Annotated in this window: 11 protein-coding genes; 8 read left to right on the top strand and 3 right to left on the bottom strand. The window is 66.7% G+C overall.

The genetic code is table 11. From position 1 onward, the window contains the following. Positions 1–50: 50 nt before the first annotated feature. On the bottom strand, positions 51–2,630 hold the full coding sequence (clpB, locus tag C8J25_RS15970; RefSeq protein WP_107955396.1) for an ATP-dependent chaperone ClpB: 2,580 nt from the start codon (positions 2,628–2,630) through the stop codon (positions 51–53). 181 nt (positions 2,631–2,811) lie between these two features. Here clpB and C8J25_RS15975 point away from each other — a divergent pair, with 181 nt between their 5' ends. Continuing rightward, the gene (locus tag C8J25_RS15975; RefSeq protein ID WP_107955557.1) at positions 2,812–3,225 is read left to right on the top strand and encodes an acyl-CoA thioesterase; all 414 of its coding nucleotides are present in this window, start codon (positions 2,812–2,814) and stop codon (positions 3,223–3,225) included. A 21-nt stretch (positions 3,226–3,246) separates the two neighbouring features. On the opposite strand, the gene C8J25_RS15980 is transcribed toward C8J25_RS15975, so the two are convergent. Further along, complete coding sequence (locus C8J25_RS15980; RefSeq protein ID WP_082441494.1) at positions 3,247–3,405, bottom strand: DUF1674 domain-containing protein; 159 nt, start codon at positions 3,403–3,405, stop codon at positions 3,247–3,249. Between the two features lie 106 nt (positions 3,406–3,511). On the opposite strand from C8J25_RS15980, the gene C8J25_RS15985 reads away from it, so the two are divergent. From C8J25_RS15985 to C8J25_RS16010, 6 genes are all read left to right on the top strand, one after another. Continuing rightward, positions 3,512–4,789 (top strand): RsmB/NOP family class I SAM-dependent RNA methyltransferase, encoded by a 1,278-nt coding sequence (locus tag C8J25_RS15985; RefSeq protein WP_107955397.1) that lies wholly within the window; start codon positions 3,512–3,514, stop codon positions 4,787–4,789. A gap of 143 nt (positions 4,790–4,932) precedes the next feature. Then, positions 4,933–5,589 carry a ribulose-phosphate 3-epimerase gene (rpe, locus tag C8J25_RS15990; protein WP_107955398.1) on the top strand — a complete coding sequence of 219 codons (657 nt, stop codon included), beginning with the start codon at positions 4,933–4,935 and terminating at the stop codon, positions 5,587–5,589. A gap of 29 nt (positions 5,590–5,618) precedes the next feature. Next, positions 5,619–7,334, top strand: coding sequence for a heparinase II/III family protein (locus tag C8J25_RS15995; protein ID WP_107955558.1), 1,716 nt, complete (start codon positions 5,619–5,621; stop codon positions 7,332–7,334). A gap of 232 nt (positions 7,335–7,566) precedes the next feature. Beyond that, on the top strand, positions 7,567–9,129 hold the full coding sequence (purH, locus tag C8J25_RS16000) for a bifunctional phosphoribosylaminoimidazolecarboxamide formyltransferase/IMP cyclohydrolase (RefSeq protein ID WP_107955399.1): 1,563 nt from the start codon (positions 7,567–7,569) through the stop codon (positions 9,127–9,129). A gap of 266 nt (positions 9,130–9,395) precedes the next feature. Next, a complete protein-coding gene (locus C8J25_RS16005; protein ID WP_056053652.1) occupies positions 9,396–9,734 on the top strand; it encodes a P-II family nitrogen regulator in 339 nt (112 codons plus the stop codon). Positions 9,735–9,745: 11 nt separating this feature from the next. Continuing rightward, positions 9,746–11,110 carry an ammonium transporter gene (locus tag C8J25_RS16010; protein ID WP_107955400.1) on the top strand — a complete coding sequence of 455 codons (1,365 nt, stop codon included), beginning with the start codon at positions 9,746–9,748 and terminating at the stop codon, positions 11,108–11,110. Positions 11,111–11,258: 148 nt separating this feature from the next. Here C8J25_RS16010 and C8J25_RS16015 read toward each other — a convergent pair whose 3' ends face one another. Then, positions 11,259–12,653, bottom strand: coding sequence for a helix-turn-helix domain-containing protein (locus C8J25_RS16015; RefSeq protein ID WP_107955401.1), 1,395 nt, complete (start codon positions 12,651–12,653; stop codon positions 11,259–11,261). A 100-nt stretch (positions 12,654–12,753) separates the two neighbouring features. Here C8J25_RS16015 and C8J25_RS16020 point away from each other — a divergent pair, with 100 nt between their 5' ends. Continuing rightward, positions 12,754–14,280 (top strand): acyl-CoA carboxylase subunit beta, encoded by a 1,527-nt coding sequence (locus C8J25_RS16020; protein ID WP_107955402.1) that lies wholly within the window; start codon positions 12,754–12,756, stop codon positions 14,278–14,280. The last annotated feature ends 43 nt before the right edge of the window (positions 14,281–14,323 follow it).

The raw sequence follows: 14,323 nt of genomic DNA on the forward strand, positions 1-14,323 counted from the left end.
GGGCGGCAGATCATCGATCTGCCGCCCCTTTTTTTGTTCGGAGATGACGTTCAGGCGACCTGGAGCACCAGCTTCCCGTCACCTTCGTCGACCTTCACCGTCGAGCCATCCTTTACCTCGCCGCGCAGGATCATGTCGGCGAGCGGGTCCTGCAGATAGCGCTGGACCGCACGCTTCAACGGCCGCGCGCCGTACACCGGATCATACCCAACCCGCCCGAGCCACGCGCGCGCCGCGTCGGTCAGATCGAGGATGATCTTGCGGTCGGCGAGCAGCTTGTCGACGCGCGACACCTGAATATCGACGATCGGCGCCATGTGCGACTGGCCGAGGCGGTGGAACAGGATCACCTCGTCGAGCCGGTTGAGGAACTCCGGGCGGAAGTGCGACCGGACGATCTCCATCACCTGCGGCTCGACCGACGATACGTCGTCGCCCTCCGCCATGTTCGCGAGATACTGGCTGCCGAGGTTCGACGTAAGGATGATCAGCGTGTTGCTGAAATCCACCGTGCGGCCCTGACCGTCGGTCAGACGCCCGTCGTCGAGCACCTGCAACAGCACGTTGAACACGTCGCCGTGTGCCTTCTCGACCTCGTCGAACAGGATCACCTGATACGGCCGCCTGCGCACCGCCTCGGTCAGCACGCCGCCCTCCTCGTAACCGACATAGCCCGGAGGCGCGCCAATCAGCCGCGCGACGGCGTGCTTCTCCATGAACTCGCTCATGTCGATGCGGACCATCGCTGACGGATCGTCGAACAGGAATTCCGCCAGCGCCTTGGTCAGCTCGGTCTTGCCGACGCCGGTCGGCCCGAGGAACAGGAACGAGCCCAGCGGCCGGTTCGGATCCTGCAACCCCGCGCGCGCACGCCGGACCGCGGTCGAGACCGCCTTTACCGCATGCGCCTGGCCGATCACGCGCTTGCCGATCGTAGCCTCCATCGCAAGCAGCTTGTCGCGCTCGCCCTGCAACATCCGCTCGACCGGGATGCCGGTCCAGCGGCTGACCACGCCGGCGATATCGTCCGCGGTCACTTCCTCGCGCAGCATCGCGCCCTTGGTCGCCCCCGCCGCCTCGTCGAGCTGGCGCTGCAATCCCGGAATCGTCCCGTAGGACAGCTCGCCCGCCTTGGCGAGATCGCCCGAGCGCTGCGCCTGCTCCAGCTCGAGCCGTGCGGCGTCGAGCTGTTCCTTCAGCCGTGCCTCGGCATTAATTTTGTCCTTCTCGCCCTTCCAGCGCGTCGTCAGCTCGGCGGATTGCTCCTCCAGGTTGACGAGTTCGCCCTCCAGCGTGTCGAGCCGGTCGACCGACGCATCGTCGGTCTCGCGCTTCAACGCCTCGCGTTCGATCTTGAGCTGGATGATCCGCCGGTCGAGATTTTCGATCGCCTCGGGCTTCGATTCGACCTCCATGCGAATCCGCGAGGCAGCCTCGTCCATCAGATCAATGGCTTTGTCGGGCAGGAAGCGATCGGTGATGTAGCGGTTCGACAGCGTCGACGCGGCGACGATCGCGCCGTCGGTGATCCGTACGCCGTGGTGGAGTTCGTACTTCTCCTTCAGCCCACGCAAGATCGAGATGGTGTCCTCGACGGTCGGTTCGCCGACCATCACCGGCTGGAACCGCCGCTGCAACGCCGGGTCCTTCTCGACGTATTTGCGGTACTCGTCGAGCGTGGTCGCGCCGACGCAGTGCAGCTCGCCGCGCGCCAACGCCGGCTTGAGCAGGTTGCCCGCGTCCATCGCGCCTTCGGATTTGCCCGCGCCGATCAGCTGGTGCATCTCGTCGATGAACAGGATGATGTCGCCCTCGGCGGCCTTCACCTCGTCGAGCACGCCCTTTAGCCGCTCCTCGAACTCACCGCGATATTTGGCACCCGCGATCAGCGAGCCGAGGTCGAGCGACATCAGCCGGCGGTCCTTCAGCGTATCCGGCACGTCGCCATTGGCGATGCGAAGGGCTAGCCCTTCCGCGATAGCGGTCTTGCCGACGCCGGGTTCGCCGATCAGCGCAGGGTTGTTCTTCGTGCGGCGCGCGAGGATCTGGATGGTGCGACGGATCTCCTCGTCGCGGCCGATGACGGGGTCGAGCTTGCCGTCGCGCGCCGCCTGGGTGAGGTCGCGCGCGAACTTCTTGAGCGCATCATAACGATCCTCGGCGCCCGCGGTGTCGGCGGTGCGGCCTTGGCGCAGGCCGTTGATCGCGGTGTTCAGCCCCTCGGGCGTCACGCCGCCAGCCTTCAAGGCCTTGCCCGCCGCGGTGTTTAGCGACAGCGCGAGCGCGACCAGCAGCCGCTCGACGGTGACGAAGCTGTCGCCGGCCTTGCTCGCGATCTGCTCGGCCTGGTCCAGCACGCGCACCGCGTCGTTGTCGATCCCCGGCGTGGTCTGCGCGCCCGAGCCCGACACGACCGGGATCTTCGCGAGCGCGAGATCGGTCTCGGACGTCGCGCGCTTGGCGTCGCCACCCGCCGCCGCGATCAGCCCGGCGGCCATGCCCTGGTCGTCTTCCAGCAGCGCTTTCAACAGATGCTCGGGGGCGATCCGCTGGTGGTTCATGCGGATCGCGACGGTCTGCGCGGATTGCAGGAAGCCCTTCGCGCGGTCGGTGAATTTGTCGATGTTCATGACGAATTCCTGTGGGATTGGTTCGGTGTTGGCCAAAAGATGGTGTTGTATTTGGGCAACACAAGAGGCGGGCGCAGGTTGGATGCTAGGGCGAGCGCGGGGCATCCGGAATAGCGTTTATTGTCGGTATCGAAGCGCCGCCGTCATCGCTATGTTCAGGTTCGCATGCTATATGGATGGCGTGTCCACAGCGCTCCCCCATACCTACGCCATCGGCATCGAGCCGGCCGACATCGACTTCATGGGTCACGTCAACAACGCGAACTATCTGAAGTGGGTACAGGCCGCAGTGATCGACCATTGGCAGCGCTTGGCGCCCGCCGAGGCGGTGGCGGGGCACCTTTGGGTCGCGCTGAAGCACGAGATCACGTACCGTAAACCCGCGTTCCTCGACGACGACGTCATTGCGACGGTGTTGCTCGAGAAGGTTCAGGGCGCGCGCGCGTTCTACGAGACGATCATCAAGCGCGGCGAAGACGTGCTCGCCGAGGTGAAGTCGAGCTGGTGCTGTCTCGATGCCGAGACGCTGCGCCCGTCGCGGCTGGCGAACAGCGTCGTCGAGCATTTCTTCCCGAAAACCGACCTTAAAGACTGACGTCTCTCGGGCGATCGACCCTCAGAAATCGATCGCCATGCCCTTCAACTCCCAGTCGCCATAGCGCGTAGGATCGCGCGGCTCGGGGTCCTTGTCCGGCACGATCGCCTCGGGTTTCGGCACCGGCGTATTCTTCGCAAGGTATTCTGGCGGTTTCAGATGATCGGGGCGCTGGCCCATCGCTGCTCTCCGGATTTGCGTGTTGGCGTCGTAACCGCCACATGGGCCCTGTCGCGCCGCTTTGCCATAACAGCCGCGCGACAAACCGAACGCGAAGGACCTTGATATGCCCGACTATACCCACGCCCCCGAGCCGCTCGGCGTCCCGACCCGTCGTGCAGCACTCCGCCTGCTCGACGCCGTCCTGCGCCGCGGCGAGTCGCTCGAATCCGCCTTGCCGGCAGCAACCCGCGCGATCCATGGCCCCGACCGCGGTCTCGCCCACGCGATCGCCGCCGAGACGCTTCGTCGCCTGCCCGATCTCGACGCGATGATCGATTCGGTGACCAAGACCAACCTGCCCGACGATGCCAAGGCGCGCATGGCGCTCCGCATCGCGCTGGTCCAGGTGCTGGTCCTCGGCACGCCCTCGCACGCCGCGATCTCGACCGTGTTGCCCTTGGTCGACGGCGGTCCGCGCAAGCTCGTCCACGGCGTGTTCGGCACGCTGTTCCGCGCCAACATGCTGCTGCCCGAAGTGCCGACGCTGCCGGCCCCCGTCGAACTGCGCTGGGAAGCCGCCTGGGGCGAGGAGATGGTCGACGCCGCCGGCCGCGCGATCGCGCAGGTGCCGCCGCTCGACCTGACGATCGCCGACCCGTCCGAGACTGAAGGCTGGCGCGAGAAACTCGGCGGCGAAAGTTTCATGCCCGGGCATTTGCGCCTCGGTGACCATGACTCCGTCCCCGACATGGCAGGGTTCGGCGACGGCGCGTGGTGGGTGCAGGACATCGCCGCCTCGCTCCCCGCGCGGTTGCTCGGCAAGGGTGAAGGGCATGTCCTCGATCTCTGCGCAGCCCCCGGCGGCAAGACGCTGCAACTCGCGAGCGCCGGCTGGACCGTCACCTCGGTCGACAATTCGCAGAGCCGCATCAAGCGCCTGCGCGAGAATCTGTACCGCACGCATCTGAAGGCCGAAGTCGTCAACGCCGACATCCTAGAATGGGCGCCGAGCGAACCCGCCGACGCGATCCTGATCGATGCGCCGTGCAGCGCGACAGGCATCTTCCGCCGCCACCCCGACGTCCTCCACCGCGTCCGCCCCTCGATCATCGCCGAGACCGCAGCGTTGCAGGCGCGGATCTTCGCGAGGGCCGCGGACTGGGTGAAGCCCGGCGGCACGCTCGTCTACGCCACCTGCTCGCTCGAACCTTCCGAAGGCGAAGCGCAACTCGAGGCGTTCCTGTCCGCGCGGAGCGACTACACGATCGCCCCGGTAGAGCAGTCCGAACTCCCCGCCGGTATCACGCCAACGGAAACCGGCACGATCCGTACGCTTCCTGGCATGCTCGCCGACCAAGGCGGCTGCGACGGCTTCTTCATCGCAAGATTGAAGCGCAGCTAAGCAAGAGCACGCAGGTACTTGTTCCCCCGCGAAAGCGGGGGCCCAGGATTGCTCAGCGGGCCGCTCGTAACCCTGGATTCCTGCCTCCGCAGGAAAACACGAGGGGCTGGTACAGCGCACCGGTCCCGCGCTAGGACAAATCCATGCAACCCGTCCGCATCGCCCCCTCGATCCTCTCCGCCGATTTCTCCAAGCTCGGCGAGGAAGTCCGCGCCATCGACGCGGCAGGCGCCGACTGGATCCACATCGACGTGATGGACGGCCATTTCGTCCCCAACATCTCGTTCGGCCCCGCGGTCATGAAGTCGGTCCGCGGCGTCACCACCAAGCCGTTCGACGTCCACCTGATGATCTCCCCCGTCGACGCGTATCTCGACGCGTTCGCGGAGGCCGGCGCCGACTGCATCACCGTGCATTACGAGGCCGGTCCGCACATCCACCGCTCGCTCCAGCATATCAAGGGCCTCGGCAAGCGCGCGGGCGTCGTCATCTGCCCCGGCACGCCGGCGAAGATGCTCGACTACCTCATGGACATGGTCGACCTCGTCCTCGTGATGAGCGTCAACCCCGGCTTCGGTGGCCAGAGCTTCATCCCGAGCCAGCTCAAGAAAATCTCCGCGATCCGCACCATGATCGAAAAGAGCGGCCGCGCGATCGATCTCGAAGTCGATGGCGGCGTCGATGCCGAGTGGGCGAAACGCTGCATCGAGGCCGGCGCCGACGCGCTGGTCGCCGGCACTTCGGTCTTCCGCGGCGGCCCCGACCACTACGCCGCCAACATCGCTGCGTTGCGGGGGTGAACGAAGCCCCGAATCTGACAGGCGTTCCCGTGACCGATCCCGCCCCCGACGGGATCGACGAAGGCCGCCGCCTGATCCGTCTCGGCGACGACAAGGGGCTGTCGCTCGCCGATCGGCTGGCCGAGCGCTTCCACCGCCTGACGTGGCGCACCCCGCTCCACACGCTCCGCCTCAAGGGCCGCTACCCGCTGAAGCTGATCGCGGTCCCCGAGGATCCCATCCTCGGCGACATCCCGCGCGGCACGATGCTGCTGGAGGGCGTCCTCTCGTTCCGCGGCGAAGCGCGCGACATCGAGACGCTCGACCTTTCGAAGCCGCTGCCCAAACCGTTCGCCGAATACCTCCACAGTTTCGCGTGGCTACGCGACCTGTCGACCGTAGCGACCCGCGCGCGGGGCGCGCCGATCGCCGAGTACCTCATGGGCCTGTGGCTGACCGCGCATGCCGACACCCAAGGCGGCATCGCATGGCGCCCCGACATGTGGGGCCGCCGCATCCTCGCCTGGACCGCGCATGCGCCGCTGATCCTGTCGTCCTCCGACCAGATCTACCGTTCGAAGGTGCTCAACGCGCTCGCCAAGGGCGCACTCCACCTCGATCGCAATGCTGACAAGGCCCCCGCCGGTGCCCCCCGCATCGCCGCTTGGTGCGGAGTCGTCGCGGCCGGGCTGCTCATCCCCGGCGGCGAGCCAAGGCAGGCGTTCGGCGAGGCTGGCCTACTCCGCGCGCTCGGCACCGGCCTGTTCGACGATGGCGGTTCGGTCTCGCGCAGCCCGGCGATGCTGCTCGATTCGATCCAGCTGCTAACCCTGCTCCAGGAAAGCTACGCGGCCCGGAGCGCCGTACTCCCCGAGACGGTCGCGGTCACGCTCTCTAGAATGGTCGCGGCCTTGCTCGGCGTAGCGCACGCCGACCGCGGCCTGTCGAGCTGGCAGGGTGGCGGTCCGGCCAGCGAAACGCAGGTCGCCGCAGTCATCGAAGCGAGCGGCGTCCGCACGCGTCCGCTCCGGCAGGCGCGCGACTGGGGCTATCAACGCCTCGCTGCCGGCACCGCAGTGCTGATCGTCGATGCCGCCCCGCCGCCGATCGCGCGCCTCGTCGAAGGGGGCTGCGCCTCGACGCTCGCGTTCGAGTTCTCCGACGGCTCGGCGCGGATCGTCGTCAACTGCGGCGGCGCGCGCGCGGGCATCGCGCAGCTCCCGCCCGCGATGGTCGAGGGTTTGCGCTCGACCGCAGCCCATTCCACGCTGACGATCGCCGACAGCAACTCGACCGCGATCCTCGCCGACGGCACGCTCGGTCGCGGCGTCGCTGAGGTCGAGCTCAGCCGCCAGGAATCGGACGCCGCCAGCCGGATCGAGGCGAGCCACGACGGCTATGTCCGCCGCTGGGGCTTCCTCCACCGCCGCCAGCTGATGCTCACTGGCGACGGCCGCGAACTCCGCGGCGAGGACGCGCTGTTGCCGCAAGGCCGCAAACGCCGTGCGGGGCTGTCGCTGTTCGCGATCCGCTTCCACCTCGGCGAAGGCGTCCAGGTCTCCCCCACGGCAGATGGCCTCGGCGCGATCCTCCGCCTCCCCGGTGGCCCCTTGTGGCAATTCCGCTGCCGCGGCGGCGCGCTCGTAGTCGAGGACAGCGTCTGGATCGACGCCGACGGCCGCCCGGTCGCGACGCAGCAACTGATGATCACGGGCGAAGCGGCAGCCGGCGGCGCGAGTGTGAGCTGGGCGCTGAAAAAGGCCTGACCCAACGTCTGCCGGCGTGCACTTCGAAGGCCCACGCTAGCCAACCCACCTCCGTCATCCTGACGAAAGTCAGGACCCAGGATACCAAACGACCACCTTCGTGGCTCTGGATCCTGACTTTCGTCAGGATGACGGGAAATGGTGGACGGGGAGTCACCCGCACGCCCCCTGTTCCCCAGCGGCAACCAACGCTAAGGCACCGCCGCACGGCGACCCCCGACGAAAGACCCTCATGACCAGCATCCCGATCAAGCGCGCGCTCCTGTCCGTTTCCGACAAGACCGGGATCGTCGATCTCGGCAAGGCGCTGGCCAGCCACGGCGTCGAACTCGTCTCGACCGGCGGCACCGCCACCGCGCTCCGCGCCGCCGGCTTGGACGTCCGCGACGTCAGCGAACTCACCGGCTTCCCCGAAATGATGGACGGCCGCGTCAAGACGCTCCACCCGATGGTCCATGGCGGCCTGCTCGCGGTGCGCGACGACGCCGGCCATGCCGCCTCGATGGCCGAGCACAAGATCGGCGCGATCGACCTCGTCATCGTCAACCTCTACCCGTTTGAGGCCACCGTCGCGAAGGGCGCCGACCGCGACACCGTGATCGAGAACATCGACATCGGCGGCCCCAGCATGGTGCGCTCGGCCGCCAAGAACCACGCCTATGTCGCGATCGTCACCGACCCCGCCGACTACGCACTCGTCTCGGGCGGCACCACCACGCTCGAAGACCGCAAGAAACTCGCCGCGAAGGCCTTCGCCACCACCGCAGCCTATGACTCCGCCATCGCCACCTGGTTCGGCACAGTCGACCAGGCCGAGGAATTTCCCGCCACGCTACCGATCACGCTCAAGCGCGGCGACACCCTCCGCTACGGCGAGAACCCCCACCAGTCCGCCGCCTTCTACACCGCGACCGGTTTGGTCCGTGGCATCGGTCAGGCCCGCCAGCTCCAGGGCAAGGCACTTAGCTACAACAACCTCAACGACGCCGACGCCGCGCTCGAACTGATCGCCGAATTCCGCGACGCCGCCCCCTCCGTAGTTGTCGTTAAACACGCCAACCCCTGCGGCGTCGCCACCGGCGCCACCCTCGCCGAAGCCTATGCCGCGGCGTTCGCCTGCGACACGGTGTCGGCGTTCGGCGGGATCATCGCCGTCAACCGCACGCTCGACGCCGAGACCGCGCGCCAGATAACCGGCATCTTCACCGAAGTCGTCGTCGCCCCCGATGCCGACGAGGAAGCGATCGCGTTGTTCGCCGCCAAGAAGAACCTCCGCCTGCTGCTGACGGGCGAGCTCCCCGATCCCGCCCGCCCCGGCTTGACGGCGAAGTCGATCGCCGGCGGCTGGCTCGTCCAGGGCCGCGACAACGGTACGCCGGGCGAACTGACCGTCGTCACCAAGCGCCAGCCGACCGAGCAGGAGCTGATCGACTGCCGCTTCGCCTGGACCATCGCCAAGCACACCAAGTCCAACGCGATCGTCTACGCCAAGGACGGCAGCACCGCAGGAATCGGCGCCGGCCAGATGAACCGCCTCGAATCCGCGCGCATCGCCGCGTGGAAGGCGAAGGACGCGGCGGAGAAGGCCGGCTGGTCCACCCCGCGTACGATCGGCTCGGCGGTCGCTTCCGACGCGTTCTTCCCCTTCGCCGATGGCCTGCTCGCGGCAGTGGAGGCTGGCGCGACGGCGGTGATCCAGCCCGGCGGCTCGATCCGCGATGCCGACGTGATTGCGGCGGCGGATGAAGCCGGCTTGGCGATGGTCTTCACCGGCATGCGTCACTTCCGGCACTGAGTTCGAAGACCGCAACGCTTTAACCGTTTCCCCGCGAAAGCGGGGGCCAGGACCACAAACGGCATCGTTCGTAACCCTGGCCTCCCGCTTTCGCGGGAGAACAGCAGGTAGGGGCGACCTGCCTATTAATCAGGCACCCGCACCGCGCTGCACAAGTTTTAACCCCAAAACCCCCGCTGCCCGCTTCCCGAGCACACCCCACCCCTCCACACCGCAACTGGCACGCACATTGCGAGGCACCCCCCGTAACAAGGGGAAGGGGCGCGATGAAACTCGTCATTGCCATCATCAAGCCGTTCAAGCTCGACGAGGTGCGCGAAGCGCTCACCACGATCGGCGTGGCGGGCATGACGGTCACCGAGGTCAAGGGGTTCGGCCGTCAGAAGGGCCAGACCGAGATCTATCGGGGGGCCGAGTACAGCACCAACATGGTGCCGAAGATCAAGATCGAGGTGGTCTGCGCCGCCAGCCTGTCCGACCGCGTGGTCGAGGCGATCCAGGCATCGGCGAACACCGGCGCGATCGGTGACGGCAAGATCTTCGTGCTCGACGTCGGCCAGGCAGTGCGGATCCGCACCGGCGAAACCGACGATTCAGCGCTCTGAGGGGGGACGAGATGAAGCATGATTTGAAGAAGGCCGCCATCGCGGCTCTAGGGTTCGGCGCGACGATGATCGCCGCCGCACCCGCCTGGGCACAGGCCGCAGCCGCACCGGTGGTCGCGCCCGTCGTCGCGACCGTGAACAAGGGCGACACCGCCTGGATGATGACCTCGACGATCCTCGTCCTGATGATGATCCTGCCGGGCCTTGCGCTGTTCTATGGCGGCCTTACGCGGTCGAAGAACATGTTGTCGACGATGACTCAGATAGGTGCCGTCGCGGCGCTGGCGATGCTGATCTGGGTGATGTGGGGCTACACGCTGGCGTTCGGTCCCGACGTGACCAACCCGCTGCTCAGCAACTTCATCGGCAGCTTCGACAAGGCGTTCCTGAAGGGCGTCACGCCCGCGTCACAGGCGGCGACCTTCACGGCCGGCGTCGAGATCCCCGAATATGTCTTCATCTGCTTCCAGATGACCTTCGCCGCGATCACCATCGCGCTGGTCCTGGGCTCGGTCGTCGAGCGCATGAAGTTCTCGGCAGTGATGGTCTTCGGCCTGGTCTGGCTCACCATCGTCTACTTCCCCATCGCGCACATGGTGTGGGCATCAAGCGGCTATTTCTTCAAGGCAGGCGCACTCGATTTCGCCGGCGGTACCGTGGTCCACATCAACGCCGGCGTCTCGGCGCTGGTAGCAGCCCTGATCCTCGGCAAGCGTATCGGCTACCCGAAGGAGCCAATGGCACCGCACTCGCTGGTGATGACCGGCATCGGCACCGGGCTGCTCTGGGTCGGCTGGTTCGGCTTCAACGCCGGCTCGGCACTCGAGGCGAACGGGTCTGCCGCGCTCGCGATGCTCAACACCTTCGTCGCCACCGCGTCCGCCGCGCTGTTCTGGATGCTTGCCGAGAAGCTCTCGGGTCACAAGGGTTCGGCACTGGGCTTCTGCTCGGGCATCGTCGCCGGCCTCGTCGCCGTAACGCCAGCCGCGGGCAACTCCGGCCCGTTCGGCGCCATCGTCCTCGGCGCGATCGCCTCGCTCGTCTGCTTCATGGCAGTGTCGAAGCTCAAACCGATGCTCGGCTACGACGACTCGCTCGACGCCTTCGGGATCCATGGCATCGGCGGCATGATCGGCGCGATCGGCACCGCGGTGGTCTACGCCCCGTCGCTCGGCGGGCCCGGCGCTGCGGACTATGCGATGGGCGCCAAGCTCTTCGTGCAGTTCCAGGCGGTGATCGTCACGATCATCTGGGCCACGGTCGGCACTACGATCGCGATCTACGTCGCCAAGGCCGTCACCGGTCTGCGGGTCTCGCCGGAAGTCGAGCACGAGGGTCTCGACATCGGCGAACACGGCGAGCGCGCTTACAACTAATCGCCAACACGAATCGGTAGCGGGCCAGTCGAGCCCGCACCCACGACGTTCCTCCTGCGGACAACCTTAGCCCGGTGTGGAAACACACCGGGCCTTTTTTGTCCGTCGACCGAAGTGGTACTTCGATCGAGTTTAGAGGGGGGGGGGCCTAAACCACTTCGTACGGCACTGCGCCGCGGCGGTCGGGATCGACCCGAATCTCGCTGGCGGCCGGCGGAAACGCGCGCTGGTCGCAGTCGGTGCGCAGGCAGATGCGGCACGAAGACCCGATCGGCGTCGCGATGCCTCCGGTCCCCAGCGCATCGGCATAGATGAACTCTGACGCGTTCGCCTCCTCGCACCCCAGCGCCACGGCGTAGCGCCGGGCCGGTCGCGTGTACGTCTCGGATGGCTTCACCAGCCCCTTCGCCATTGAGACGTAGCGGATGCCGTCGGTCGTCTCGATCAACTGCGTCAGGATCCGGTCGGGAATCGCCACCGCCTCGTGGACGATCCACAGAGGGCATGCCCCCCCGAACCGCGCGAACTGAAGGCGCGTGGCGGAGTGCCGCTTGGTGATGTTCCCGGCCATGTCGACCCGGCAGAAGAAGAACGGGATGCCCAACGCGCCCGGTCGCTGCAACGTCGAGAGCCGGTGGCAGGTCTGCTCGAAACTCGTCCCGAAGATCCGCCGCAACCGATCGATATCATGGCGGACACTGCGCGCCTCCGTCCGGAAGCGGGTATAGGGCATGACGATCGCCCCGGCCGCGTAGTTGGTCAGCCCCGCCGTCAGCAGTGCGCGCGCTGTCTCCGAAGCCATCTCCGACGCAGCGACGATCCCGCCGATAACGTCGCCGAACTCGTGCCGCGCAACCTGATGCGCGAGCGAGAACAGGGTAGTCTCCCCCGGCTGCGACCCATCGAGCTGCAGTGTCGCACCGTCGTAATCGCGAAGCGGTGCGGCAAGCGCACCCGAGATCGCGACCGACACGCCTCGCGCCGCCAGCCGAGCCTCCAGCGCCGCAACCCGGTCTGGCCCCAGCGTCTCGCCAATCTCCTCCGCCCGTCGATCGAGCGCATCGACATAATTGCCCGCCGCGTGAAACCAGTCGCGCACGTCTTCCCACGGCAGCAACCCCGGCGCCCCCGATCCCGCCACCAGCCGATCGTCCAGCGCCCGCAACTGCTCCTGCGCGCGGCGATACGCATCGTGCATTGCGACGAGCCGCTGCGCCAACAATGGCTGGTGCTTCACCGCTCGCCGCACTGCGGTCTCGTCGAGCGCGGGCGCCTCGACGCTCGTGTCCGAAACAGCCTCCAGCGTCGCGACCAGCAGCGCGGTATCGTCCGCCGCGTCGATGCTGCCCCAGTCAGCAGGAAACTCGCGCGCCAGCGTGATCAGCACGCCCTCCGTCACTGGCCGGTCGCCATTCTCGATCTGCGAGAGGTAGCTCACCGACAGGCCGATCCGCGCGGCCATCGCCGCCTGGCTGATTCCAAGAACGCGGCGCAGGTCGCGCAGGCGGTGTCCGACGAAGAGGCGACGAGCGGGCAGGGTCATCCCTTCGCCTAGTTTGCAAACATCTGTCGCACAAGTTTGCAACATTGCATTTGCGCATCGCATCCCGCTCTGTGAAGGCAGTCAGCAGGACGGAGAGACGATGTCATCCACGATCGAAGAGCTTGAACGCCGCCGCGAAGCCGCCAGAGTCGGCGGCGGCCTCAAGCGGATCGCAGCGCAGCACGCCAAGGGTAAGCTCACCGCAAGGGAGCGCCTTGACGTGCTGCTGGACGAGGGATCGTTCGAGGAGCTCGACATGTATGTCGAGCATAACTGCGTCGATTTCGGCATGCAGGACCAGGTGATCCCCGGCGACGGGGTGGTCACCGGTTCGGGCACGATCAACGGACGCCTCGTGTTCGTCTTCAGCCAGGACTTCACGGTGTTCGGCGGGTCGCTCAGCGAACGTCATGCGCAGAAGATCTGCAAGGTGATGGACAGCGCGATGAAGGTCGGCGCGCCGGTGATCGGTCTCAACGACAGCGGCGGCGCGCGCATACAGGAGGGCGTCGCCTCGCTCGGCGGCTATGCCGAGGTGTTCCAGCGCAACGTGCTGGCCAGCGGTGTCGTGCCACAGCTCTCGCTGATCATGGGCCCCTGCGCAGGCGGTGCGGTCTATTCCCCCGCGATGACCGACTTCATCTTCATGGTGAAGGATTCGAGCTATATGTTCGTCACCGGCCCCGACGTGGTCAAGACGGTGACCAACGAGGTCGTGACGCAGGAAGCGCTCGGCGGCGCGGTGACTCACACGACCAAGACGTCGGTCGCCGACAACGCGTTCGAGAACGACATCGAGGCGTTGCTCGCCGCGCGCGATTTCTTCGACTTCCTGCCCGCGTCGAACCGTGACGGCGTGCCCGAGCGTCCTACCGCGGACGAATGGGACCGGATCGAGGAGAGCCTCGACACGCTGATCCCGGCGTCGGCGAACCAGCCCTACGACATGCACGAGCTGATCCGGAAGACCGTCGACGAAGGCGATTTCTTCGAGACGCAGCTGGCGCATGCGGCCAACATCATCACCGGTTTCGGCCGCATCGAAGGCCGTACGGTCGGCTTCGTCGCGAACCAGCCGATGGTCCTCGCCGGCGTGCTCGACATCAACAGCTCGAAGAAGGCGGCGCGGTTCGTGCGCTTTTGCGATGCGTTCGAGATCCCGATCGTGACCTTCGTCGACGTCCCCGGCTTCCTGCCCGGCACCGCCCAAGAGCATAACGGCATCATCAAGCACGGCGCGAAACTCCTGTTCGCCTATGCCGAGGCGACCGTGCCGAAGATCACCGTCATCACGCGCAAAGCTTACGGCGGCGCGTACGACGTGATGGCGTCGAAGCACCTGCGCGGCGACCTCAACTATGCGTGGCCGACCGCCGAGATCGCGGTGATGGGCGCGAAGGGCGCGGTCGAGATCATCTTCCGCGGCAAGACGCCCGAGGAGATCGCCGAACGCACCGCGGAATACGAGGCGCGGTTCGCGAACCCGTTCGTCGCCGCGTCGAAGGGCTTCATCGACGAAGTGATCCAGCCCCACTCGACCCGACGCCGCATCGCGCTCGGCCTACGGAAACTTCGCGGCAAGGCGCTGGAGAATCCGTGGAAGAAGCATGATAACATCCCGTTGTGAGCGATGCTTGTTCGGTGATGATAAGCATATTAGCATGTCATGC

The sequence above is a fragment of the Sphingomonas faeni genome, from assembly GCF_003053745.1.
GTDB lineage: Bacteria > Pseudomonadota > Alphaproteobacteria > Sphingomonadales > Sphingomonadaceae > Sphingomonas > Sphingomonas faeni.